Below are 22372 nucleotides of genomic sequence, written 5' to 3'. Positions count from 1 at the left end.
GTCCCCAGGTGCGCGATTTGGCGCAAATCGCGGTTATACGACCGCGATAACAACGATTTGGCGCAAATCTCGCCGCAGGCAAATCGCAATGTCTCAGCTCCGCGGGTCAGTGCCCCCGCAGCAGGAGGCGGTCGCGGCCGGGCACCGTCGCGATCGCGGCGTTCCGGAGCGACTCGGTGTACGCGTCCAGGTACCCGTAGTGCGCGAGGTGCTCGGCGTACTTCTCCTCGAAGAGCGCGGTGTTCGTGATGTGCGACCACGCGGTCGACAGCGGGTCGTCGTTCCACGGCGAGTGCAGCACCGGCGCGTGACCCGTGACCGGGAGCAGGTCGGCCCGCTTGTCCCCGTCGACGCTGATGACGGTCGCCCCGAACGACGGCGACCGCGGGTCCCGCCGTGTGAGGCGCCCGAACCGGGCCTCACCGTCGGCCTGCGCCTCCCCGGCGTAGACATGCTGCGCGTGCAGGGCCGCGGCGTTCGGGATGCGCTCCTCGATCCCCGCCGAGCCGAGCATCACGAACGAGTACACCCCCAGGTCGCTCGCCTGCGAGAGCGCGTTCGCCGCGGTCGTCGTCCCGTACGAGTGCGCCACCACGTTGACGGCGCGCGGAGGGTCGTCCACGCGCACTGCGTTGACGCCCCGCACGTCCGCCGTGAGCAGCGGCGCACCCCGGGCCGCATAGTCGCCGAGGGCCGCATCCACACCCGGAGGGGGAGTGACGTACCCGATCCACGACACGACCGCGCGCCGGGTGGGTGCACCGATCTCGCCCTGCTCGTCCCACAGGTTCTGGGCGGACTGCGTCCACAGCTGCATGTCGTCCGTGTAGGTGCCCATGCCCGGCACGACGAACGTGATGTCCGATGCCGCGTCGAGGTCGCCGAGCGCGATGGCCGCGAGCGGTGGCCGGTCGAGGCTGAGCGCGATCAGGTGGCGTGCCGGTGTGCGCTTGCCCTTGAGCGTCTTCTGGATGGCCGTGAGCGATCCCAGCACCCGCTTCGCCTGTTCGTCGCCAGGGTGCCCTGCCAGCTCCTTCTTCTGTGTCGCGAGCGCCGCGGCGAGGGCCCGGCGATTCGCCCGCTCGCGGTCGCGGTAGTCGACGCCGTCGAGGTTGCCGACGATCTCGGGCAGGGTTTCGACCGCATCCGTCCGGGTGTCCGCATCCAGGTCCCGCCACTCGTCGTGCACCGCATCCGGGTCGGTGTTCGCCAGCTGGATGACGAGCTCGGGATGCTTCGCGAGGTACTTCTCCTGCTGCTCGTCGTTCATGGCCTTCAGCACGTCGAAGGTCGTGATGGGGGCCGCCCCGGCCGCGGGCGCGACGAGCAGCCCGACCACCGCGACGATCGCCAGTGCGAACACGACGATCACCCGGCGGACCATGGCCAGAGCGTAGCGCCGGGGAAGAGACCGCGTCCACGGCCGATGCCGGGGCCGGATGTGCGGAGGGCCCCGGAGATGACGAAGGGCCGCCCGCGATCGCGGACGGCCCTCGGCGGCAGCTGCCTGAACTACTCGCTGATGTGCGCGAACAGGAACCAGCGGTCCTTGTCGAGGCCGCGCGCGATCTCGATTGCGACGTCCTGGCTGGTCTGGTCGAGCTCCGCGAGCTCGCGCACCGCGGTGTTCACGCCGGCGAGCGCGGCATCCAGCTGGGCGATGACCTCGGCGATGGTCTCGTTCGACGGCCGGAACCCGGGCGTCAGCTCGGCGGTGGTGGTCTTGGCGGCGACCGTGCCGAGCCGGGCGTCGACCGGGAGACCGAGGGCGACGATGCGCTCCGCGGCGAGGTCGGCCCACTCCTGGGCGTGGTCGACGATCGTGTCGAGCAGCTCGTGCACGCCGATGAAATTGGCTCCGCGCACGTGCCAGTGCGCCTGCTTGCCGTTCACCACGATGGCCGTCAGATCGACGACGACGGGTGCGAGGAACTGCGCGACCCCGGCTGCGACGTCCGGGTTCGAGACGCTTTGGGTTGCGGCGATGTCCGTCATGGGTGGCGTCCTTTCTTCTGCTTGGCTCAACGCTACTCAGCGAGCGGCATTCCGCAACGAAGCGAAGGCTCCGCTAACTAAGGGCGGGTTAACCCCCCAACCGTTCCGGAGGGTCGCGGGATGGGCGTCGCAAGCGCGTCGGGCGAGGCTGAGGTCATGTCCACCGAACCCCTCTCCACTTCTGCCACGCTGGATGCTGTGACCGCCTCCAGCCACGCCCCGCAACGCGCACGCTACGGCGCGCTGTGGCGCGGTGTGCCCCGCGAGCTCGGCTTCCTGCTGCTCACGATGCCCATCGCCATCATCGGTCTCTCCGTCCTCATGTCCCTGTTCTGGACAGGGATCGGCACCATCGTCATCTATGTCGGCTTCTTCATCGTGGTCGCCGCCTTCTACACCGCGCGCGGTTTCGGACTCGTCGAGCTGACGCGCCTGGACTGGGCGGGCCGTCCCTCCATCCCGCGACCGGTGTGGGAGAAGCCGGGCACCCCTCGCACGTTCTGGCGTGGGCTGTTCGGTCCGTTCGCCAACGGTCACTACTGGCTGTACCTGCTGCACGGCATGCTCATCAACCCGATCGTCAGCATCGTCACGTGGACGCTGACCATCGTGTGGGTGTCGGTCGCGCTGGGCGGCCTGACCGGGTGGATCTGGGAGCCGTTCATCCCGCAGGGCGACCGGGACTTCTTCCTGTCGCAGACGGTCGTGGACGCGGTCTTCCGCACGCACTCGACCTTCGACCCGATCGTGGGCGACCGCATCCTGTACGTGATCGCCGGCGTGGTGTTCGCCGCCACCCTGCCGTTCGTGACGCGGGGGCTCACCCTGGCGCACGAGGCGGTCGCGCGAGGGCTCCTGGGGCGCTGGCCGTCGGAGGCCCTGCAGCGCGAGGTCGCCGACCTGTCCGCCTCACGAGGTGCGGCTGTCGCCGCAGAGGACCAGGCGCTCCGCCGTCTCGAGCGCGACCTGCACGACGGTCCCCAGCAGCGACTGATCCGGCTGCAGATGGACATCGCCGCCGCCGAACGCAAGCTGACCGACGACCCGGAGGCGGCCGCGACCCTGCTCGCCGAGGCCCGGCAGCAGGCGGGCGACACGCTGGAGGAGCTGCGCGCCCTGTCCCGCGGCTTCGCCCCGCCCCTCCTGCAGGACCGCGGACTGGTCGCCGCGGCCGACTCGCTGGCCGCGCGCAGTCCCATCCCCATCAGCGTGGAGTCGTCGCTCGACGCGGGCGAGCGGTTCAGCCCGGAGCTGGAGCGCAACGCGTACTACGTGCTTGCGGAGCTTGCCGCGAACCTCGCGAAGCACTCCGGCGCGTCGGCGGCGCGGCTGTTCATCGACCGGTCGGTGGATGCGACCGGTGCGGCATGGCTGAACGTCTGGCTGACCGACAACGGCAGCGGGGGAGCATCCCTCGTCGACGGCCACGGCCTGCGCGGCCTGGAGGAACGCGTCCTCGGTCTGCGCGGCGAACTGATCGTGGAGAGCCCGGTCGGCGGCCCCTCCCGCATCGGCGCCCGCATCCCCCTCGCCTGACGCTGCGTGCCTCGCCACCCCCAACGATTCCTCACAAACTCCAGAGTTCACCGGCGCGTCGCGCGGATTTTGTGAGGAATCGATGGCGGGCGGAGAGGGTGTCTAGGCTGGGGGCGTGCCGAGCGAAGCCCGACCCCTCCGCGTCGTCGTCGCGGACGACTCCGTCCTCCTGCGCGAGGGCCTGATCCGCCTGTTCGACGAGGCCGGCCTCGACACCGTCGGTGCCTTCGGCGACGCCGACACGCTGCTCGAGTCGCTGCCCGACCTGATGCCGGATGTGGTGGTCCTCGACGTCAGGATGCCGCCGACGTTCCGCGACGAGGGCGTGCGGGCGGCCCTCCGAATCCGGCGCGAGCATCCCGACATCGCCGTGCTGCTGCTGTCGCAGTACGTCGAGGGCACCTACGCCCAGGAACTGCTGGCGGGCGGCGCCGGCGGCACCGGCTACCTGCTCAAGGACCGCATCGCGTCCCTCGACGAGTTGAGGGATGCCGTCACCCGCGTCGCGGCCGGCGGCACGGTCCTGGACCCGCAGGTCGTCCGCGAGCTGCTCACCCGCCGCACGGACCCGCTGGCGACGCTGACCCCGCGCGAGCGGGAGGTGCTCGAACTGATGGCCGAGGGCCGCACGAATGCCGGGATCGCCGCCCGCATGGTGGTCGGCGTCGGCGCCGTCGAGAAGAACGTGACGTCGATCTTCCAGAAGCTCGGCCTCGAGGACTCGGGCGACGATCACCGCCGGGTGCTCGCGGTACTGGCCTTCCTGCAGCACTGAGTGTTGGATGGCCGCATGGCCGGATTCGATGACATCACCAAGAAGGCGCAGGAGTTCCTGAACGACCCGAAGGTCAAGGACGCGCTCAGTTCCGAGCAGGCGGAGGACATCAGCGACAAACTGCTGGACGGCGTGGCCGGCGCCGCGAAGAAGGTGACGGGCGGCAAGTTCGACGACAAGATCGAGGGCGCCCGTGACGAGGCCGACAAGCGCGTCGGCAACGACTAGGGGCGGCTAGCGGGTCGGGCGCACCGGCGTGAGCGACGCGATCGCGCGCCGGTAGATGTTCCGGCCCCAGAGCATCGCGAGTACCACGACCACTACGGCGATGGCGCAGCCGACGATGACGGCCGCAGTGGGATGCGCTCCGAGCGCCGCGGTCGCACCTCCGGCGAGCATTCCCACCACGATCGCCTCGACGACGGTGATGATCATCATGGAGCTGCCGAGGACCGGGGTGGCCCCGCGTTCGTAGAAGAAGTGATAGGTGGTGCGGATGCCCGCCTCGTCGTCGTTGGCCGACGCGTAGAGGTACCGCTCCAGTCCCGGATCGAGGTCGAGGTAGGCCGCCCGCAGGCGGTTCATGGCGACGACGTACATCATGTCCTCATCGGCCGTGTTGAACGCCCGCACCATCGTGATGAGACCGAGCAGCGCCAACGCCAGCAGGACCCCGAGCGCCGCGAGCCCGAACCAGCCCCGGAATCCACTCGCCTGTCCGAGGAACCCGAGCGTCACCAGCCCCGCCGAGACGAGCGTCAGGAAGATCGCGATCCGCGTCAGCACCTCGCTCTGCGTCGTGCTGCGCGAGGCGAGCAGGCTCCAGTGCTCGGTCGCGAGCAGCTGCGCCCGCAGGCTGCGCTGCGCGTCCGTGAGGTCGCCGTCGGGCGGCGGTGGCGCCGTCATGCGGCCCATTGTGGCGCGCCAGAGCCGTGTTGGCACCAGCGGCCGCGCCCGACGCCCCGGCCGCCCGGCCGGTGACTGCTGCCCTGCGTCACGACTGCGGTCGCGCGCGCGTGCGCAGACGTTCCGAAAAGGCGCACAAGCGGGAGTAAACGGAGGGGATGACGGGAATCGAACCCGCGTAATCAGTTTGGAAGACTGAGGCTCTACCATTGAGCTACATCCCCGGGGCCGCAGCTGCGGCGCCGTGGCCGCCTTCTGCGTGACGGCCGGGAACCATCGTAGTACACGCGGCACCTGCGGGCGTGCAGTAGACTTGGCGGCGGTCTTTCGCGTCGTTTTCCGGGGCGTAGCTCAGCTTGGCTAGAGCGCCCGCTTTGGGAGCGGGAGGTCGCAGGTTCGAATCCTGTCGCCCCGACGAGGACCTCGTTCCTTGCGAGAAGACCACCGTTCGAACATTCAGGAGAACCCAGACATCGTGAAGACCACGGTCGAAAAGCTGAGCCCCACGCGCACCAAGCTCGTCATTTCGGTGACGCCGGAGGAGCTGCAGCCGTCCATCAAGCACGCCTACGAGCACATCGCCGAGCAGGTGACCATCCCCGGTTTCCGCAAGGGCAAGGTGCCGGCGCCCATCATCGACCAGCGGGTCGGCAAGGCCGCCGTACTGGAGCACGCGGTCAACGAGGGTCTGGACGGGTTCTACCGCCAGGCCGTCGAGGAGAACGACGTGCGCCCGCTCGGCCGTCCCGAGGCGGACATCACCGAGTGGCCCAATGAGAAGGACTTCTCGGGCGACCTGCTCCTCACGATCGAGGTGGATGTCCGCCCCGAGGTGACGCTGCCGTCGTTCGACGACATCACCATCACGGTCGACGCGGCCGAGGTCAGCGTCGACGACGTCGAGGAGGAGCTGGACCGCCTCCGCAGCCGCTTCGGCACGCTCGTCACGGTCGACCGCCCCGCCAAGAACGGCGACTTCGCGCAGATCGACCTGGTCGCCATGATCGGCGGCGAAGAGGTCGACACCGCCGCCAACATCTCCTACGAGATCGGCTCCGGCGAGCTGATCGAGGGCATCGACGAGGCCCTCGACACGCTCACCGCCGGCGAGACCACCACCTTCGAGGCCCCGCTCATGGGCGGCGACCACGAGGGCGAGAACGCGCAGATCACCGTCACCGTCAACGCCGTCAAGGAGCGCGAGCTCCCGGAGGCCGACGACGACTTCGCGCAGATCGCCAGCGAGTTCGACACCATCGGCGAGCTCCGCCAGAGCCTGCGCACGCAGGTCGAGCGCGCCAAGGTGTTCGGCCAGGGCACGGCCGCCCGCGACCAGCTGGTCGACAAGCTCCTCGAGCTGGTCGAGATCCCGGTTCCGGAGCAGCTGGTCGAGGACGAGGTCCACCGTCACCTCGAGCAGGAGAACCGCCTCGAGGACGACGTCCACCGCGCCGAGGTGACCGAGTCCAGCGAGAAGACGTTCCGCACGCAGATCCTCCTCGACGAGGTCGCGCAGGAGAACGACGTCAAGGTCAGCCAGGACGAGCTCACGCAGTACCTCATCCAGGGCGCCGGCCAGTACGGCATGGACCCGAACGAGTTCGTCAAGATCCTCAGCGAGAACGGCCAGATCCCGTCGATGGTCGGCGAGGTCGCCCGTAACAAGGCGCTCGCGATCATTCTCGGCAAGGTCAAGGTCGTCGACAGCAACGGCAAGCCGGTCGACCTGGCCGAGTTCACCGCCATCGCGGAAGACGCCGACGAGTCCGCCACCGACGAGTCCGCCACCGACGCCGCAGGCGAGGCCGCGGCTGAGGCTCCGGCCGAGGAGGCACCCGCCGAGGAGAAGCCCAAGAAGCGCTCCACGAAGAAGAAGGCCGACGACAAGTAAGTCGCACCCCTCTCGAAAGCCGGGCCTGCGCCCTCCGCGCGGCCCGGCTTTCGTGCGTCCAGGTGCATCTATGGGACGCAACACGCCGTCTGGCACGATGAATAACGGCGCGTTGCGTCCCATGGATGAAGGAGCACGATGAGCGACGACGACTGGCGACAGCGAGTGGATGCGGTCTGGGCTGCCGCGGACGACGCGGGGGAGGATGCGACCCTCGCCGCCATCGACGCGCTCGTCGCCGAGCGACCCGCCAACGACGCGGAGGCGCTCTTCGAGGCGGCCGGCGCCCGCGACTTCGCCGGCCGCGAGGTGGATGCCGAACCCTTCTACCGGGCGGCCCTCGCCCACGGGCTGCCGGAGCCGTACCGGGGTCAGGCGATCGTCCAGCTGGCCAGCACCCTCCGCAACCTCGACCGCCCGGCCGAGGCGCTCAGCCTGCTTCGCGACTTCCTCGCGGCGGAGCCGGAGCATCCACTCGCCGACGCCGCCCGCGCCTTCGCGGCGCTCGCCCTCTTCGACGACGGGATGCGCGCAGACGCACTCCGCGAGGCTCTCGCCGCGCTCGTGCCGCACCTGCCGCGGTACGGTCGCGCGGTCACGGCCTACGCGGCCGCGCTCGAAGACTTCTGATCGGTCGGCCCGGCGCTCTCTGCCCAGGGCGAACAGCGCCGAAATGCTCGCGGGCCTCCGATAGATTCAATGCCAAGCGACAAAGGAAATGGAGCGAACATGGCCGACATGGGTATCCAGCCCAACGTTTTCGACCGACTGCTGAAGGACCGGATCATCTGGCTCGGCTCCGAGGTGCGAGACGAGAACGCGAACGAGATCGCCGCGAAGCTGCTGCTCCTGGCTGCGGAAGACCCGAAGCGGGACATCTACCTTTACATCAACTCTCCCGGTGGTTCCATCACCGCGGGCATGGCCATCTACGACACGATGCAGTTCGTGCCGAACGACATCGTCACCGTCGGCATCGGAATGGCCGCCTCGATGGGTCAGCTGCTGCTGACCTCGGGCACCAAGGGCAAGCGCTACATCACGCCGAACGCGCGCGTGCTGCTCCACCAGCCGCACGGCGGATTCGGTGGAACCGCGAGCGACATCCAGACGCAGGCGCAGCTCATCATCGACATGAAGAACCGCCTCGCCGAGATCACCGCAGAGGCGACCGGCAAGTCGGTCGAGCAGATCAACGCCGACGGCGACCGCGACCGCTGGTTCACGGCACAGCAGGCGCTCGAGTACGGCTTCGTCGACCACATCCGCGAGTCCGCCCTCGACGTCGCCGGCGGCGGCGGCACGGGCGCGGACACCAAGTAGCAGGCCGCTGACAAGGATAAGGACACAAGAATGAACACCCCCATGCTCGGCGGTCAGGCCTACGGTGGCGTGCAGGCGCCCGGCTCCCGCTACATCCTGCCCAGCTTCGAGGAGCGCACGGCCTACGGCTACAAGCGCCAGGACCCGTACGCGAAGCTCTTCGAGGACCGCATCATCTTCCTCGGTGTGCAGGTGGACGACGCTTCGGCGGACGACATCATGGCCCAGCTCCTCGTGCTCGAGAGCCAGGACCCGGACCGCGACATCGTCATGTACATCAACTCGCCCGGTGGTTCGTTCACCGCGATGACGGCGATCTACGACACGATGCAGTACATCCGCCCGCAGATCCAGACGGTCGTGCTCGGCCAGGCCGCCTCGGCTGCCGCCGTGCTCACCGCCGCCGGCACCCCGGGCAAGCGCCTGGCGCTGCCGAACGCGCGCATCCTCATCCACCAGCCCGCCGTCGGCGAGGCCGGTCAGGGGCAGGCGTCCGACATCGAGATCCAGGCCGCTGAGATCCTGCGCATGCGCACCTGGCTGGAGGAGACGCTGTCGAAGCACTCCAACCGTTCGGTGGAGCAGGTCAACAAGGACATCGACCGCGACAAGATCCTGTCCGGCGCCGAGGCGCTCGAGTACGGCCTCATCGACCAGGTGCTCACCAGCCGCAAGTCGATGCCGGCACTGGTCAAGTAGTACTCGTCGCACCACAGCGGCACCCCGGCGGGGTGGTCGTCCTCAGGGACCGGCCACCCCGCTTTTTCGTGCCGGAACCCACCGTCTGCTGAGGGCAGAACCGCCGCGTTAAGCAAAACGGCCGTCCTGCGCGCCAATGTCCGCTGCACGGGTTAGGCTCGATGAAAGACACCCGAAGACGGAAGGAAGAGGGATGGCACGCATCGGGGAAAGCGCCGATCTGCTCAAGTGTTCCTTCTGTGGCAAGAGCCAGAAGCAGGTACAGCAGCTCATCGCCGGGCCTGGCGTGTACATCTGCGACGAATGCGTCGAGCTCTGCAACGAGATCATCGAAGAGCGCCTCGCCGAAGCGGGTGAAGAGACGTCGAGCGAGTTCGACCTCCCGAAGCCGAAGGAGATCTTCGGATTCCTCGAGGAGTACGTGATCGGGCAGGAGCAGGCCAAGCGCTCTCTTGCCGTTGCGGTGTACAACCACTACAAGCGGGTCCGCGCCAAGCAGACCATCACGTCCGCCGACACGCTCGACGACGTCGAGATCGCCAAGTCGAACATCCTCCTGATCGGTCCGACCGGTTGCGGCAAGACCTACCTCGCGCAGACGCTCGCCCGCCGCCTCAACGTTCCGTTCGCGGTCGCCGACGCCACGGCGCTGACCGAGGCCGGCTACGTCGGCGAAGACGTCGAGAACATCCTCCTGAAGCTCATCCAGGCCGCCGACTACGACGTCAAGCGGGCCGAGACGGGCATCATCTACATCGACGAGGTCGACAAGATCGCCCGCAAGGCCGAGAACCCGTCGATCACGCGCGATGTGTCTGGTGAGGGCGTGCAGCAGGCGCTGCTGAAGATCCTCGAGGGCACGGTCGCCTCGGTCCCGCCGCAGGGCGGCCGCAAGCATCCGCACCAGGAGTTCATCCAGATCGACACGACGAACGTGCTGTTCATCGTGGCCGGTGCATTCGCCGGGCTCGAAGAGATCATCTCGTCCCGAGCGGGCAAGAAGGGCATCGGCTTCGGCGCCCCGTTGCACTCCAAGGGCGACGACATCAACCTCTTCAGCGAGGTGCTGCCGGAAGACCTGCACAAGTTCGGGCTCATCCCGGAGTTCATCGGCCGTCTCCCCGTCGTGACCACGGTCACGCCGCTCGACCAGCACGCGCTGATGCAGATCCTCACCGAGCCGAAGAACGCCCTGGTGCGTCAGTACCAGCGGATGTTCGAGATCGACGGAGTCCAGCTCGAGTTCGATGACGCCGCGCTCGAAGCCATCGCCGACCTGGCGGTCCTCCGCAAGACCGGTGCCCGTGGGCTCCGGGCGATCATGGAGGAGGTGCTCGGGCCGATCATGTTCGAGGTGCCCTCCAGCTCCGAGGTGGCTCGCGTGGTCGTGACCAAGGAGGCGGTGCTCGAGAACGCAGCGCCGACTATCGTCCCTCACCGCGCGCGGCGCGAGGAGAAGTCGGCGTAGCAGCCTCCGTCGGGATCAGCAGCTCTGGCGCCTTCGTCACCATCAGCCAGCACGGCAGGATCGCCAGGGCCAGCAGCGGCAGGATCAGGAAGTTCTGCGTCACCGCCACGCCGATGAAGATCGCGATCCAGCCATCGCGTGCGGCGGCGAGTGTCATGCCCATGACTCCGGCCGCCACCGCGACCGGCAGCGGCACGGCCGGGACGAGAGCGGCGGCGAGCGTTCCGACCGCGGCTCCGATGAACACCGCCGGGAACACGCGACCCCCACGGAATCCGGCGCTGGCCGCGACCAGCAGCGCGGCCAGCTTCACCGCGATGATGAGCGTCAGCTGGCCCGGGCTGTAGTCGGCCCGGTTCTGGACCAGCTCACCCATCTGCGCGAGCCCTTTGAAGAGGGTGATCGGACCGCCCAGCGCCCCAAGGCCCCCGAGCACGACCGCGCCCGCCAGCGTCATCAGCACAGGATGCCGGAGGGCGTGGAAGAGCCGATGCAGGTATGGGAAGACGTACACGCCGACGAGCCCCACGGCCGTGGCGATCGCTCCGATCACGATCGCGGCGACCACGTCCCAGCCGGTGAGGGACGTGTAGGCGGGCATCGGGATGGCGAACGTGGGATGCGCCAGCAGCGTCATCGTGATCGACCCGGCCGCGGCGGCGACCAGCGGCAGGAACAGCTTGTCCCAGAGCGCGCCTCCGCCTTTGATGGAGGCGACGATGCCGGTGAACGCGAGCGCCGCGGCGACCGGCGTCCCGAACAGTGCGCCGAGGGTCGCGGACGCCGCCATCATCATGACGAGCTGGGGCGGCACGGCTTTCCACAGCCGGCCGACCAGGGCGACCAGCAGGCTGATGTTGATCGCGATGATCGGGTTCTCCGGGCCGAGACTCACCCCGCCGCCGAGGCCCAGGATCGCGGCCAGCGCCAGCGAGGGGACGACGATCGGCCGCATCGGGGGAGCGATCAGCTCGGTCGTCGCGGAGTCGGCCCCGGCGTGCCCCGGAATCAGCCAGATCGTGAGGCCGACCAGCAATCCCGTGAACGTGAGCACGGCGAAGATCCACCACCCGGACGACGGGTCGACGCCGAGTGCATTCGGCAGCGCCGTCCAGTATCCCTTCGCCAGCAGGTCGCCGAGTTCGTCCACGACCCAGAGGGCCAGGCCGCTGACGACGCCGATGGCGACGGCCGGGATGCTGAGGAGCAGCAGCTGCCGAACACTCGGTGCCGCGAGTTCCGGCTGGCTGGTCGTCATGCCCTCTCCTCTGCGCGTTGCGCTCAGAGTAGGGGCATGCCCGGCCGCTCGGCTAGCGCGAGCTCGCGCCTACAGGATCACCCGTCGAGCCCGCGGCGCTTCAGCAGCGGCTCGAGCGCGGCGTCGCGACCGCGGAAGTCGCGGTACGCCTCCAGGGGATCCTTCGACCCGCCGACGCCGAGCAGGCGCTGCCGGAAGCGGTCTCCGTTCTCGCGCAGCAGGCCGCCGTTCTCGCGGAACCACTCCACGGTGTCGGCATCGAGCACCTCGCTCCAGATGTAGGAGTAGTAGCCCGCGTCGTAGCCGCCCGAGAAGGTGTGGGCGAAATAGGTGCTGGCGTAGCGCGGCGGCACGGCCGGGTTGTCGAGGCCGACGGCCGCAAGGGCTTCGGCCTCGAACGTCGCCACGTCGGTGACGTCGTCGTCGGCCGCGATGCGGTGCCACGCCTGGTCGAGGAGGGCGGCGCCGAGGTACTCGCTGGTCGCGAACCCCTCGTTGAACCCTTCGGCGGCGTGAAGCCGGTCGACCAGATCGTGCGGCATCCGCTCGCCCGTGCGGTGGTGGACGGCGTAGTTCTCCAGGACCTCGGGCCACAGCATCCACATCTCGTTCACCTGGCTCGGGAACTCGACGAAGTCGCGGAAGACGTTGGTGCCGGCGAACTTGGGATAGGTCACCCGCGCGAACAAGCCGTGCAGCGCGTGCCCGAACTCGTGGAAGAGAGTGTTCGTCTCGTCGTAGGTCAGGAGCGTCGGCTCGCCCGCAGCGGGCTTGGGAACGTTGAGGTTGTTGACGACGACGGTGGGCGTGCCGAGCAGGTCGGACTGCGAGCTGAGTGGATTCATCCACGCGCCGCCGCGCTTCGAGTCCCGGGTGTAGAGGTCGAGGATGTAGAGGCCGAGCTCGGAGCCGTTCTCGTTGCGCGCTTCGAAGACGCGGGCCTCCGGGTGGTAGGCGACCAGGTCGGGACGCTCCGAGAAGGTGATGCCGTAGAGGCGGTTCGCCGCGTAGAAGACGCCGTCGCGCAGCACTCGCTCGGCCTCGAAGTAGGGCCGCATCGCCGCCAGGTCGACGTCGAACTTCTCGGTGCGCACCGTGCTCGTCAGGTGCGACCAGTCCCAGGCCTCGACCGTCTGGCCGTCGGGCAGGAGGCGCTGCAGGTCCGCCTGCTCGGCGCGGGCGTTCCGCGCAGCGGCGGGGGCGAGGCGTTCGAGCATGTCGGCGACGGCTTCCGGCGAGCGCGCGGTCTGGTCGGCGGTGACGTAGTCGGCGTGCGTGTCGAAGCCGAGCAGCCGGGCACGCTCTGCACGCAGCCGGGTGATCTCGAGCACCAACTCCCGGTTGTCGTTCGCACCACCCCGGATGCCGCGGGAGCGCGACGCCGTCATGATCCGCTCGCGCGTCTCCCGGCGGGTCAGGTCGGCCAGCCACGGGTGGCCGGTGGGCAGCACCAGGGTGACGACGAATTTGCCGTCGAGTCCGCGCTCGGCCGCGGCCTGTGCCGCGGCCGACAGCTCACTCTCGCCCAGGCCGTCGAGCTCGGCGGCATCGTCGAAGACGACCGCGAGCTCGTTGGTGTCGGCCAGAAGGTTCTTCTCGAACCGGGTCGTCAGCGTCGAGAGTCGCTGGTTGAAGTCGCGCAGCCGCGCCTTGCCGTCGTCGTCGAGACCGGCGCCGGCGAGCGTGAACTCGGTGTAGTACCGCTCGACGAGGTAGCGGGACTCGGCATCCAGCCCGAGGTCGTCGAGGCGCGCATGCAGGTCCGCGATCCGCGCGTACAGCTCGGGGTCGAGGCGGATCGCGTCGCTATGGGCGGCGAGCCGCGGTGCGATCTCCTCCTCGAGCGCATTGGTGAAGTCGGTGCTGTCGGACGAGCTCTTGTTGAAGAACACCTCGGCGACCCGCTGCAGGGTCTGGCCGCTCCGCTCCAGCGGCAGCATCGTGTTCTCGAAGGTGGGCGCGTCGGTGGTCCCGACGATCGCGGCGACCTCGGCGAGCTGCTCCTCCATCCCGAGCTCGAACGCGGGCCGGTAGTGCTCGTCGCGGATGTCGGCGAACGGCGGGAGCCCGTACGGGAGGGTGCTGGGGGAGAGGAAGGGATTCGCGGAGTCGGCCATTGCTCCAGCCTAGGACGCTCCCGCGCCCTGTAGCAAAGGAACCATTGCAAACGTATGGATGCAAAGAATAGCTTGCAAAGAAGTCTTTGCATCACTATGGTGAAGGCATGAGCACCGACGAGCGCGCGGCAGCGGAAGAACCGGCGGAAGGCGACCAGGCCGAGACCAGAGCGCCCATTGGGGCAGCCGGGGGCAAGTTCCCGCACGAGGACGCCCTGGGCATGGCGGCTCTGCGTGCCCTGGCGCATCCGCTCCGGGTGGAGCTCATGAACGAGCTGTCCGACTTCGGCCCGGCCACGGCCAGCATGCTCGCGGATCGGCTCGGGGAGTCCAGCGGGGCGACCAGCTACCACCTCCGGCAGCTCGCCAAGCACGACATCATCGTCGAGGACACCGAGCGCGGCTCCGGCCGTGAGCGCTGGTGGCGCATGGCGCCGGGCGGCGTGACCATCGGCTCCCCGGACACCCTGGACACGCCCGCCGGCCGTGAGGCGAACGAGCTGATCTCGCTCGGCTGGCAGCAGAACAACGAGCGACGCCTATCGACGTTCCTGCGTCGCGGCCTCGACACCTTCGGCTACGAGTGGATGGAGTCGAGCACGCTCTCCACGTCGCACATGGAGGTGACCCGCGAGCAACTCGCCGAATTCGGCCGCGAGTACTACGCGCTCCAGGAGCGGCTCAAGAAGAAGTGGAAGGCCGCCGAAGCGGACTCGACCGCCGAGACCAAGCGCGTCCAGGTGCAGTTCAACGCGTTCCCGCTGGTGGAGCAGGAGGACCGCTGATGGCCGCCGTCACGAGCACCGCCCCCAACGTACCGGTGCGCACGCCGCTCGGCGCCGGGTTCGCGCGGCTGTGGACGGCCGCGATCGCGAGCAACCTCGCCGACGGGCTCGGCCGCACCGCGGTCCCGCTGATCGCGACGACGCTGACCCGCGACCCGGCGCTCATCGCCGGCGTGGCGGCGGTCACGTACCTACCCTGGCTGCTGTTCGGCATCCCCGCGGGCATGCTGCTCGACCGGGTAGACCGCCGCTTCGCGATGGCGGTCGCCAACTCGCTCCGCTTCGCCGTCGCCGCCGTGCTGGCGGTTCTGATCACCACGGACTCGCTCACCATCTGGTTGTTGTACGCCTGCGTCCTGGCCTTCGGCCTCGGCGAGACGGTCTTCGACAACGCGACGACGACCGTCGTCCCGGCACTGGTCACGCGCGACCAGCTCGATCGCGCGAACGGGCGCATGCAGTCCGCCGAGATCACCATCCAGAACTTCATCGCCACCCCGGTGGCCGGCTTTCTGTTCGCCTTCGCGATCGTTCTGCCGATCTGGCTGACCGGCGCGGGCTTCCTTATCGCGGGCATGCTCGCGCTGAGCATCCCGGCGGCAGCGGCGCACGCGCACCGCGCTGTGCACGACGCATCCGACCCCGCCGAGCACCAGCCGCCGCTCGCGGGTGTCGTCCGGTTCCTGTGGCAGAACCGCTTCCTCCGCTGGATGATCGTCCTCACCTCGATCACCGCATCGGCGCTGGCCTTCGCCCAGGGGAGTGTCGTGCTGCTCCTCCTGCAGACCTTCCACGTGCCGGCCGCCCTCATCGGCGTCGTCACGGCCGCGGTCGGCGTCGGAGCCCTCGTCGGCGCGCTCGTCTCGAGTCGCTTCGTCGAGCGGCTCGGACGCGGGAGGGTGATGTTCTGGGCGATGTTCGTCGGCGGCATCGGCACTGTAGGTGTCGGGGTGACGGGGAACATCGTCGTCGCGATCGCCGCCTACGCGATCGCAGCGTTCGGCGTCTCCGTCTGGAACGTCCCGTGGGGGGCCCTGCGCCAGGCCGTCATCCCGAGCGGGATGCTGGGTCGAGCGCTCGGCATCATCCGCACTATCGGCTGGGGGATGACCCCCATCGCCACCGTCCTGGGCGGCTTCGTCGCCCGCATCGACCTCCGGCTGCCGTTCGTCATCGGCGGCGGGCTGGTGGTCGTCCTGACGCTCATCGCGTCACGTCTCATCCTCTCGGCGTCGGTTCAGACGCCGGCTGAAGCACCCGTCCAGGAAGGACAACCGTCATGACCGCCGTCCTCGTCTCCACCTACCGCCCCGTGAGCCACCGTGTCGCGCTGCGCATCGGCCAGGCGCTGACCGCGTGGGCGGACCGCCCGCTCCGCCGCGAGCCCCGGTATGCCGACCGGATCGCGCGCATCGAGTCCGTGCGCGACTCCGCCGCGCGAACCCTCCCGCAGCTGCCCCGCTGACCGGCGCGCCGGACGCGGCAGGGTCGTGCGGACGCCGCAGGGCTCTGAGGCCTAGGCCTAGGCCTCGTCCTCGTCGTAGTCCGACGCGTCCGCCTCGACCAGCTGCGAGATCGTCGCCGAGTCCTCGGAGGGGTTGTAGTGGATCTCGGTGCCGTCGTCGAGCGTGACGACAGGCTTCGCCTCGAGCCAGGTCAGCGTCCAGTTCCAGCCGCTGGTCTCGACGTCGGTGGCGACGAGCTCCTCCTCGACGGTCTGCACCGCATACGCGACGACCTCGGGCAGGGAGGCCGGCGGCTTGTCGCCGACGGACCAGCGCGTCCCGAGCTGCATCAGGCGCGTCCCGCCTCGGTCTGGGCCTTCGCCTTGGCCAGATCGATCTCGTAGGTGACCCACGCGGTGCGTTCCCCGACGGTGTCGTAGAGCTTCTGGGCGGTGGCGTTGTCGTGCGCGGTGATCCACTGGACCACGCCGAGTCCTCGCTCTTCCGCGAGGCCGCGGACGAACGCGATGAGCTGGCCGCCGACTCCGCTGCCGCGCTCGTCCTCGACGACGAACAGGTCGTCCAGGAACAGCCCGCGGTCGCCCTCGAGCGGCCGCGGGAACTCGCGCACGTGCGCGAGCCCGACGATGCGGTCGTCATCCACCGCCACGTAGCCGTTCTCCTCGTGGTCCGGGGCGGTGAGCCACGACCACAGCAGGAGCGCCTTCTGGTCGGTCAGCTCGGTGTCGTAGAACTCGGCGTACTTGGCGTACACATCGAGCCAGGCGAAGAAATCGCCGTCCTTGACCGGTCGAACCTCGATCGACATGGATTCCTCCGTTCGCAGTGCGCACCGGGCTGTGACGTCGGTGCGTATCCCGACCATATCGCGGACCTGTTCAGGGGACGAGATCGTAGGTGACCCACTTGGTCTTCTGAGCGAACCTCTCGTAGAGACGGCGCGCATTCTCATTGTCTTTCGCGGTGACCCAGCGCACGACGGAGAGGCCCCGTTCCCGGGCGGACTCGCGCAGCGATTCGAGCAGGGCGGAGCCCGCTCCCGCACCGCGCGCATCCGGAGTGACGAACAGGTCGTCCAGGTAGAGACCCCTGCTGCCGTCGAGGGGACGCACGAACTCGCGCACGTGGGCCAGCCCGATGGGGGTGTCGTCCTCATCCACCGCGAAGTACGCTTCCAGCTCATTGTCCGGGTCCGAGATCCAGCTCCAGACCAGCAGCGCCTTCTCGTCGGTCATCGGGCTCTCGTAGAACTCGCCGTAGCCTGCGTACAGGTCGAGCCAGGTGAAGAACTCGTTGTCTCGGACGCGTCGAACGTTCGTGGTCATCGTTCCTCCTCGCTCGGGGTCGCGGCGAGCAGGATATCGGTGACCGCCAGCTCATCGGCGGAGGCGAACCGCAGGTCGGCGATTCTGCCCACCGAGCGGAGGTCGCCGGCGGCGGCCTCGACGGCGGCGATCTCGGACGCGGGTCCGGCGATGACGGCCGAGTCGACGAGGGTGCGCTGCGACGCCTTGGCGGCCGTCTTCGCTCCGCGGATGCCCGTCAGGGCGCGTCCGACGATGGCGAGCACGTCGCGGTCGGAACTCCAGTCCTCGGCGATCTCGCCTGCCTCGGGCCAGGCGGCACGGTGCACGGATCCCTCCTGGTACCAGCTCCACGCCTCCTCCGCAGCGAAGGGCAGCACGGGCGCGAAGAGCCGGAGGAACGCCGTGAGCGCGACGCGCAGGGCGACGATGGCGGACGTCTTCTCCGCCGAGTCCTCGCCGTAGGCGCGCTCCTTCACCAGTTCCAGGTAGTCGTCGCAGAACGTCCAGAAGAACGTCTCGGTGATCTCCAGCGCCCGGGCGTGGTCGTAGTTGTCGAGGGATGCGGTCGCATCGGCGACGACGGCGGCCAGGTTCTGCAGCATGCTCCGGTCGAGCGGGCTGGTCACCTGGGCGAGGTCGAGCGACGTGGGCGCATCGAATCCGAGGATGAACTTCGCAGCGTTCAGCAGCTTGATCGCGAGCCGTCGGCCGATCTTGATCTGCGTCGGGTTCTGCGGATCGAAGGATGCGTCGGTGCCGAGCCGGCTGGAGGCCGCCCAGTAGCGCACCGCGTCCGAGCCGTGGCGCTCCAGGATGTCGGCAGGCGTCACGACGTTGCCCTTCGACTTCGACATCTTCTTGCGGTCGGGGTCGACGATGAAGCCGGAGAGAGCGGCGTGCCGCCACGGGGCGACGTCGGCCTCGAGCTTCGCGCGCAGCAGAGTGGAGAAGAGCCAGGTGCGGATGATGTCCTGACCCTGCGGCCGCAGGTCGTACGGGAAGACGGCGTCGAAGAGCTCGTCGTCCCGCATCCAGCCGCCCGCGAGCTGCGGGGTGAGGGAGGAGGTCATCCACGTGTCCATCACGTCGTGCTCGCCGACGAAGCCGCCGGCCTGGCCGCGCTGCGCCTCGGTATAGCCCGGCGCCGCGTCCGACGAGGGGTCGACCGGCAGGAGGTCCTCGGTCGGGAGGATCGGCTCGTCGAACACCGGGTTGCCGTCCGCGTCGAGCGGGTACCACACCGGGATCGGGACGCCGAAGAACCGCTGGCGCGAGATCAGCCAGTCGCCGGTGAGCCCGTTCACCCAGTTCTCATAGCGCACGCGCATGAACTCGGGGTGCCAGTCGATCTCGCGGCCGAGCTCGATGAGCCGCTGACGCAACTGCTCGTCCCGTGCGCCGTTCTTGACGTACCACTGGCGGGTGGACACGATCTCGAGCGGCCGGTCGCCCTTCTCGAAGAACTTGACCGGGTGCTGGATGGGCTTCGGCTCGCCGTCGAGGTCTCCGGCCTCGCGCAGCAGGTCGACGACCGTCTGCTTGGCCGAGAACACGGTCTTGCCGGCGAGCTGGGCGTAGGCCTCGCGACCGGCCTCGGATGTGATCGCCGCGGGCGGGTCAGGAAGGATGCGCCCGTCGAAGCCGATGATGGCGCGGTTTGGGAGGTCGAGCTCCCTCCACCAGGTCACGTCGGTGATGTCGCCGAACGTACAGATCATGGCGATGCCCGATCCCTTGTCCGGCTGCGCGAGGTGGTGCGCCACGACGGGCACCTCGACGTCGAACAGCGGGGTGCGCACCGTGGTGCCGAACAGGGGCTGATAACGCTCGTCGTCAGGATGTGCGACCAGGGCCACGCACGCCGGCAGCAGCTCCGGCCGGGTCGTCTCGATGTAGAGGGGGCCGTCTGCGCCGTGGAACGCAACGCGGTGATACGCGCTCGGCTGCTCCCGGTCCTCCAGCTCGGCCTGTGCGACCGCGGTGCGGAAGGTGATGTCCCACAGCGTCGGCGCCAGCGCCTGGTACGCCTCGCCGCGCTGGATGTTGCGGAGGAACGCCAGCTGCGAGGTGTGGATCGACTCCCGGCCGATGGTGCGGTAGGTCTGCGACCAGTCCACGGACAGCCCGAGAGAGCGCCAGAGCGCCTCGAACTGCTTCTCGTCCTCCTCGGTCAGCCGCTCGCAGAGCTCGATGAAGTTGCGGCGCGAGATGGGCTTCTGGTCGGCGGCCTTCGTGCTCTTGTTGTCTCCGCCCTCGAACGGCGGCGTGAAGTCGGCGTCATAGGGGAGCGACGGGTCGCAGCGCACACCGTAGTAGTTCTGGACGCGGCGCTCGGTGGGCAGGCCGTTGTCGTCCCAGCCCATCGGGTAGAACACGTTCTGCCCGCGCATGCGGTGGAACCGGGCGATCACATCCGTGTGGGTGTAGCTGAAGACGTGACCGATGTGCAGCGACCCCGACGCGGTCGGCGGCGGCGTGTCGATGGAGTAGACGCCGTCGCGACCCGCGGAGAGGGCGGCCTGGCGGTCGAACCGGAAGGTTCCGTCGGCCTGCCAGCGGCCGCCCCACTTCTCCTCGAGGCCCTCCAGTGCGGGCTTTGCCGGCACGTTGTCTGGCACATTCTGCGCGCTCATGGGGGCCTCCGGTTCGCTATATGCGGCACCGTGTCGTCGGGGTGCCTGAGTGTGGGATCCCCTCAAGCGTACCGAAAGCGCTCAGACCTCGTCGACGAAGGGCTTGCGCCGTGCCGCGAACAGGGCGGCGACCAGGGTGATGGCCGACATCACGGCGAGCACGACGCCGGGGTGCCACCACGCGTTGCCGGTGGCCTTGCCGTAGACCAGGGTCAGCGCCGGCACGAACGACGTCAGCAGGGCGGCGATGCTGTAGGCGACCGACAGTCCGCTGTAGCGCACCTCGCTCGGGAACAGGTCGGACATCAGCCCGCCGAGTCCCGCCCAGGACAGGGTGGGCAGGATGCCGCCGATGATCATGCTCGCGACGAGGACGCCGAAGGTGGCCGACTGCAGCACGAAGTACATCGGGAACGCGACCAGCAGCGTCCCGATCGCCCCGATCGCGACCACGCGTGCCGACCCGATCCGGTTCGCCCAGAGCCCGAACAAGGGGATGGTGACCAGCTGCAGGAGGCCTCCGATCGTGGTCGCGACGAGCAGGTCCTGGTACTTGAAGCCCAGCACGGCGGTGCCGTAGTCCACCATGTACGTGTTCATCAGCGAGTACGACCCGATGCCCAGGATGGCCGCGCCGATGCCGATGAGGAAGCCGGCCGGTGCCTTGCGGAAGACGTCGAGCACCGGGAAGCGGTCGCGGGTGCCGGTCTCGAGCAGCCTGCGGAAGACAGGCGTCTCGTCGATCGACCAGCGGAGGTAGAGGGAGACGAGCAGCAGCGGGAACGCAGTCAGGAATGGGATGCGCCAGCCCCAGGCGGCGATGTCGGCCGACGACATGGTCAGCGTCAGCACGATGAAGACCGCTGCGCTCAGGATGGAGCCCACCGGCGAGCCCAGCTGGGGGAGCGCGGCGTAGAAGCCGCGACGCTTCGGGTTGGAGTACTCGGTGGCGAGCGCGATCGCTCCGCCCCACTCGCCGCCCACGGAGAAGCCCTGCACGAGACGCAGCAGCACGATCGCGACCGCGCCGAACCATCCGGCCGCCGCATACGTCGGCAGCACGCCGACGAGACCCGTGCTGAGTCCCATGATCAGCATGGTGAGGAGGAGGGTGGGCCGGCGTCCGATCCGGTCGCCCAGGTTGCCGAAGACGATGGCGCCGATCGGCCGGATCACGAATCCGGCCGCGATGGCCAAGAACCCGGCGAGTGCGCCGCCGAACGCCCCGAGCGGCGCGAAGAACAGCGGGCCGACGAAGAAGGCGGCGAAGTACGCGTACAGGTAGAAGTCGTACGACTCGAGCGCGGTGCCGACGAACGACGCGATGGTGACGCGTCGTGCGGTGCCCGGGGTGATGCCCGGGCGGTCGGTCTCGCTGCGGACGGGGCTGGCGGTGGTAGTCACTGGTGTCCTTCGGAACGGATTAATATGTGGACCGGGTCCAATAATGGCACGAGGGGAGAACACCGGATGGCGCCGCCGCATTCCACCCGTTCTTCCGGCTCGGGCCGGCCGCGTTCCTCCTCGCGCGGGATGATCGCGGAAGCGGCAGCGGAGCTCTTCCTCGAGCAGACCTACACCGGCACCACCGTCGACGACATCGCCCGCCGTGCCGGGGTCGGCCGGGCCACTTTCTTCAACTACTTCGGCTCCAAGAGCGACCTGCTCTGGCTCGAAGTGGATGAGGCGCTCACCGACTTCGACGCGACCGTCGCCGCCGTCCCGCGCGAGCTCCCCCCGATGGATGCGGTGCTCGTCGCGGTCACCCGGCTCGCCGATGCCTTCGGCCCCGACCGGCTCCCGCTCGCCGTCACCCAGGTCGAGCTGATGGGGACCGATGCCGAACTGCAGGCCTCGGCCCTCCCGCGGTTCCTCGCTCTCGTGCGCAGGCTGCAGGCGTTCATCGCGGACCGTGCCGGCCTGTCGCCCGACGCCCTCCTGCCGCGCGCCGCCGCCACGGCGGTCGTCGGCGCGGCCGTCTCGGCCGCCGCGGCCTGGGCGCGGGCGGGCGTCGGCCGCGGGCCGCTCACCCCGCTCGTCCGTACCGCGGTCGCTCCCGTCTGCGCCGGCTTCGCCTCCGTCCTCGCCCGCGACTGACGGGGCCGAGCACATCCCTCCGGAACCACGTAGAATGGATGCACAGACAGTGATCCGGCCATCACCGGTGAGTCTTCGGAAGAACAGCGCAGTGCATCAGCAGCAGCGCGCTCAGT

Annotated in this window: 22 protein-coding genes and 2 tRNA genes; 13 read left to right on the top strand and 11 right to left on the bottom strand. The window is 69.0% G+C overall.

Annotation, left to right across the window (positions count from 1 at the left end; translation table 11 throughout):
• Nucleotides 1-106: 106 nt before the first annotated feature.
• Together P3F85_RS08220 and P3F85_RS08215 are read right to left on the bottom strand one after the other, a co-directional pair.
• A complete protein-coding gene (locus tag P3F85_RS08220; RefSeq protein ID WP_374010747.1) occupies nt 107-1384 on the bottom strand; it encodes an alpha/beta hydrolase in 1278 nt (425 codons plus the stop codon).
• 128 nt (nt 1385-1512) lie between these two features.
• On the bottom strand, nt 1513-1995 hold the full coding sequence (locus P3F85_RS08215) for a Dps family protein (RefSeq protein WP_374010746.1): 483 nt from the start codon (nt 1993-1995) through the stop codon (nt 1513-1515).
• 156 nt (nt 1996-2151) lie between these two features.
• Between P3F85_RS08215 and P3F85_RS08210 the strand changes: the two genes are divergently transcribed.
• The 3 genes from P3F85_RS08210 (at nt 2152) to P3F85_RS08200 (ending at nt 4534) form a co-directional block, all read left to right on the top strand.
• A complete protein-coding gene (locus P3F85_RS08210) occupies nt 2152-3531 on the top strand; it encodes a sensor histidine kinase (protein ID WP_374010745.1) in 1380 nt (459 codons plus the stop codon).
• A gap of 115 nt (nt 3532-3646) precedes the next feature.
• Nucleotides 3647-4306 carry a response regulator transcription factor gene (locus P3F85_RS08205; protein WP_374010744.1) on the top strand — a complete coding sequence of 220 codons (660 nt, stop codon included), beginning with the start codon at nt 3647-3649 and terminating at the stop codon, nt 4304-4306.
• 15 nt (nt 4307-4321) lie between these two features.
• Nucleotides 4322-4534 carry an antitoxin gene (locus P3F85_RS08200; protein WP_374010743.1) on the top strand — a complete coding sequence of 71 codons (213 nt, stop codon included), beginning with the start codon at nt 4322-4324 and terminating at the stop codon, nt 4532-4534.
• Between the two features lie 6 nt (nt 4535-4540).
• Here the strand turns inward: P3F85_RS08200 and P3F85_RS08195 are convergent, their stop codons facing one another.
• Both P3F85_RS08195 and P3F85_RS08190 read right to left on the bottom strand, forming a co-directional pair.
• Nucleotides 4541-5212: a hypothetical protein gene (locus P3F85_RS08195; RefSeq protein WP_374010742.1), complete on the bottom strand. Its 672-nt coding sequence runs from the start codon at nt 5210-5212 to the stop codon at nt 4541-4543.
• 153 nt (nt 5213-5365) lie between these two features.
• Nucleotides 5366-5436, bottom strand: a tRNA-Gly gene (locus tag P3F85_RS08190).
• A 116-nt stretch (nt 5437-5552) separates the two neighbouring features.
• Between P3F85_RS08190 and P3F85_RS08185 the strand changes: the two genes are divergently transcribed.
• The 6 genes from P3F85_RS08185 (at nt 5553) to clpX (ending at nt 10593) form a co-directional block, all read left to right on the top strand.
• Nucleotides 5553-5627: transfer RNA gene (locus P3F85_RS08185), tRNA-Pro, on the top strand.
• 60 nt (nt 5628-5687) lie between these two features.
• Nucleotides 5688-7103, top strand: a complete 1416-nt coding sequence (gene tig / locus P3F85_RS08180) for a trigger factor (protein WP_374010741.1) — start codon at nt 5688-5690, stop codon at nt 7101-7103.
• 138 nt (nt 7104-7241) lie between these two features.
• A complete protein-coding gene (locus tag P3F85_RS08175) occupies nt 7242-7733 on the top strand; it encodes a tetratricopeptide repeat protein (protein ID WP_374010740.1) in 492 nt (163 codons plus the stop codon).
• A 99-nt stretch (nt 7734-7832) separates the two neighbouring features.
• The gene (locus tag P3F85_RS08170) at nt 7833-8426 is read left to right on the top strand and encodes an ATP-dependent Clp protease proteolytic subunit (protein ID WP_374010739.1); all 594 of its coding nucleotides are present in this window, start codon (nt 7833-7835) and stop codon (nt 8424-8426) included.
• 30 nt (nt 8427-8456) lie between these two features.
• A complete protein-coding gene (locus P3F85_RS08165; RefSeq protein WP_374010738.1) occupies nt 8457-9125 on the top strand; it encodes an ATP-dependent Clp protease proteolytic subunit in 669 nt (222 codons plus the stop codon).
• A 193-nt stretch (nt 9126-9318) separates the two neighbouring features.
• Entirely contained in the window at nt 9319-10593 is a 1275-nt protein-coding gene (gene clpX / locus P3F85_RS08160; protein WP_374010737.1) for an ATP-dependent Clp protease ATP-binding subunit ClpX, read from the top strand.
• On the opposite strand, the gene P3F85_RS08155 is transcribed toward clpX, so the two are convergent.
• Nucleotides 10550-11851, bottom strand: a complete 1302-nt coding sequence (locus tag P3F85_RS08155) for an ion channel protein (RefSeq protein ID WP_374010736.1) — start codon at nt 11849-11851, stop codon at nt 10550-10552. The genes clpX and P3F85_RS08155 overlap by 44 nt on opposite strands.
• A gap of 77 nt (nt 11852-11928) precedes the next feature.
• Nucleotides 11929-13968 carry a M3 family metallopeptidase gene (locus tag P3F85_RS08150; protein WP_374010735.1) on the bottom strand — a complete coding sequence of 680 codons (2040 nt, stop codon included), beginning with the start codon at nt 13966-13968 and terminating at the stop codon, nt 11929-11931.
• A gap of 107 nt (nt 13969-14075) precedes the next feature.
• Here P3F85_RS08150 and P3F85_RS08145 point away from each other — a divergent pair, with 107 nt between their 5' ends.
• Genes P3F85_RS08145 through P3F85_RS08135 form a run of 3 tightly spaced genes read left to right on the top strand, consistent with a single transcriptional unit; the run spans nt 14076 to nt 16218 of the window.
• On the top strand, nt 14076-14753 hold the full coding sequence (locus P3F85_RS08145; protein WP_374010734.1) for an ArsR/SmtB family transcription factor: 678 nt from the start codon (nt 14076-14078) through the stop codon (nt 14751-14753).
• The gene (locus P3F85_RS08140; protein ID WP_374010733.1) at nt 14753-16036 is read left to right on the top strand and encodes an MFS transporter; all 1284 of its coding nucleotides are present in this window, start codon (nt 14753-14755) and stop codon (nt 16034-16036) included. Before P3F85_RS08145 ends, P3F85_RS08140 begins: the two co-directional genes overlap by 1 nt.
• On the top strand, nt 16033-16218 hold the full coding sequence (locus tag P3F85_RS08135) for a hypothetical protein (RefSeq protein WP_374010732.1): 186 nt from the start codon (nt 16033-16035) through the stop codon (nt 16216-16218). Before P3F85_RS08140 ends, P3F85_RS08135 begins: the two co-directional genes overlap by 4 nt.
• Before the next feature lie 57 nt (nt 16219-16275).
• Here P3F85_RS08135 and P3F85_RS08130 read toward each other — a convergent pair whose 3' ends face one another.
• The 5 genes from P3F85_RS08130 to P3F85_RS08110 form a co-directional block, all read right to left on the bottom strand.
• A complete protein-coding gene (locus P3F85_RS08130; RefSeq protein WP_374010731.1) occupies nt 16276-16548 on the bottom strand; it encodes a hypothetical protein in 273 nt (90 codons plus the stop codon).
• Entirely contained in the window at nt 16548-17027 is a 480-nt protein-coding gene (locus P3F85_RS08125; RefSeq protein WP_374010730.1) for an N-acetyltransferase family protein, read from the bottom strand. The genes P3F85_RS08130 and P3F85_RS08125 overlap by 1 nt, the downstream gene beginning before the upstream one ends.
• A 70-nt stretch (nt 17028-17097) precedes the next feature.
• A complete protein-coding gene (locus P3F85_RS08120) occupies nt 17098-17544 on the bottom strand; it encodes an N-acetyltransferase family protein (RefSeq protein ID WP_374010729.1) in 447 nt (148 codons plus the stop codon).
• Entirely contained in the window at nt 17541-20159 is a 2619-nt protein-coding gene (valS, locus tag P3F85_RS08115; RefSeq protein ID WP_374010728.1) for a valine--tRNA ligase, read from the bottom strand. Before valS ends, P3F85_RS08120 begins: the two co-directional genes overlap by 4 nt.
• Before the next feature lie 81 nt (nt 20160-20240).
• Nucleotides 20241-21563, bottom strand: a complete 1323-nt coding sequence (locus tag P3F85_RS08110) for an MFS transporter (RefSeq protein ID WP_374010727.1) — start codon at nt 21561-21563, stop codon at nt 20241-20243.
• Nucleotides 21564-21692: 129 nt separating this feature from the next.
• Between P3F85_RS08110 and P3F85_RS08105 the strand changes: the two genes are divergently transcribed.
• On the top strand, nt 21693-22256 hold the full coding sequence (locus P3F85_RS08105; protein WP_374010726.1) for a TetR/AcrR family transcriptional regulator: 564 nt from the start codon (nt 21693-21695) through the stop codon (nt 22254-22256).
• Nucleotides 22257-22372: the final 116 nt, after the last annotated feature.

Source organism: Leifsonia sp. T36S-04 (genome assembly GCF_042465655.1).
Classification (GTDB): domain Bacteria; phylum Actinomycetota; class Actinomycetes; order Actinomycetales; family Microbacteriaceae; genus Leifsonia.
The sequence above is the reverse complement of the archived record's forward strand: the minus strand, read 5'-3'. Positions and strand labels throughout refer to the sequence as shown.

What these genes read in the sequence shown, in the direction of transcription:
- clpX (WP_374010737.1), top strand. Translation starts at nt 9,319, where the DNA reads ATGGCACGCATCGGGGAAAGCGCCGATCTGCTCAAGTGTTCCTTCTGT.
- P3F85_RS08140 (WP_374010733.1), top strand. Translation starts at nt 14,753, where the DNA reads ATGGCCGCCGTCACGAGCACCGCCCCCAACGTACCGGTGCGCACGCCG.
- P3F85_RS08130 (WP_374010731.1), bottom strand. Translation starts at nt 16,548, where the DNA reads ATGCAGCTCGGGACGCGCTGGTCCGTCGGCGACAAGCCGCCGGCCTCC.
- P3F85_RS08165 (WP_374010738.1), top strand. Translation starts at nt 8,457, where the DNA reads ATGAACACCCCCATGCTCGGCGGTCAGGCCTACGGTGGCGTGCAGGCG.
- P3F85_RS08145 (WP_374010734.1), top strand. Translation starts at nt 14,076, where the DNA reads ATGAGCACCGACGAGCGCGCGGCAGCGGAAGAACCGGCGGAAGGCGAC.
- P3F85_RS08220 (WP_374010747.1), bottom strand. Translation starts at nt 1,384, where the DNA reads ATGGTCCGCCGGGTGATCGTCGTGTTCGCACTGGCGATCGTCGCGGTG.
- P3F85_RS08210 (WP_374010745.1), top strand. Translation starts at nt 2,152, where the DNA reads ATGTCCACCGAACCCCTCTCCACTTCTGCCACGCTGGATGCTGTGACC.
- valS (WP_374010728.1), bottom strand. Translation starts at nt 20,159, where the DNA reads ATGAGCGCGCAGAATGTGCCAGACAACGTGCCGGCAAAGCCCGCACTG.
- P3F85_RS08200 (WP_374010743.1), top strand. Translation starts at nt 4,322, where the DNA reads ATGGCCGGATTCGATGACATCACCAAGAAGGCGCAGGAGTTCCTGAAC.
- P3F85_RS08125 (WP_374010730.1), bottom strand. Translation starts at nt 17,027, where the DNA reads ATGTCGATCGAGGTTCGACCGGTCAAGGACGGCGATTTCTTCGCCTGG.
- P3F85_RS08170 (WP_374010739.1), top strand. Translation starts at nt 7,833, where the DNA reads ATGGCCGACATGGGTATCCAGCCCAACGTTTTCGACCGACTGCTGAAG.
- P3F85_RS08105 (WP_374010726.1), top strand. Translation starts at nt 21,693, where the DNA reads ATGATCGCGGAAGCGGCAGCGGAGCTCTTCCTCGAGCAGACCTACACC.
- P3F85_RS08135 (WP_374010732.1), top strand. Translation starts at nt 16,033, where the DNA reads ATGACCGCCGTCCTCGTCTCCACCTACCGCCCCGTGAGCCACCGTGTC.
- P3F85_RS08155 (WP_374010736.1), bottom strand. Translation starts at nt 11,851, where the DNA reads ATGACGACCAGCCAGCCGGAACTCGCGGCACCGAGTGTTCGGCAGCTG.
- P3F85_RS08120 (WP_374010729.1), bottom strand. Translation starts at nt 17,544, where the DNA reads ATGACCACGAACGTTCGACGCGTCCGAGACAACGAGTTCTTCACCTGG.
- P3F85_RS08215 (WP_374010746.1), bottom strand. Translation starts at nt 1,995, where the DNA reads ATGACGGACATCGCCGCAACCCAAAGCGTCTCGAACCCGGACGTCGCA.
- P3F85_RS08195 (WP_374010742.1), bottom strand. Translation starts at nt 5,212, where the DNA reads ATGACGGCGCCACCGCCGCCCGACGGCGACCTCACGGACGCGCAGCGC.
- P3F85_RS08175 (WP_374010740.1), top strand. Translation starts at nt 7,242, where the DNA reads ATGAGCGACGACGACTGGCGACAGCGAGTGGATGCGGTCTGGGCTGCC.
- P3F85_RS08150 (WP_374010735.1), bottom strand. Translation starts at nt 13,968, where the DNA reads ATGGCCGACTCCGCGAATCCCTTCCTCTCCCCCAGCACCCTCCCGTAC.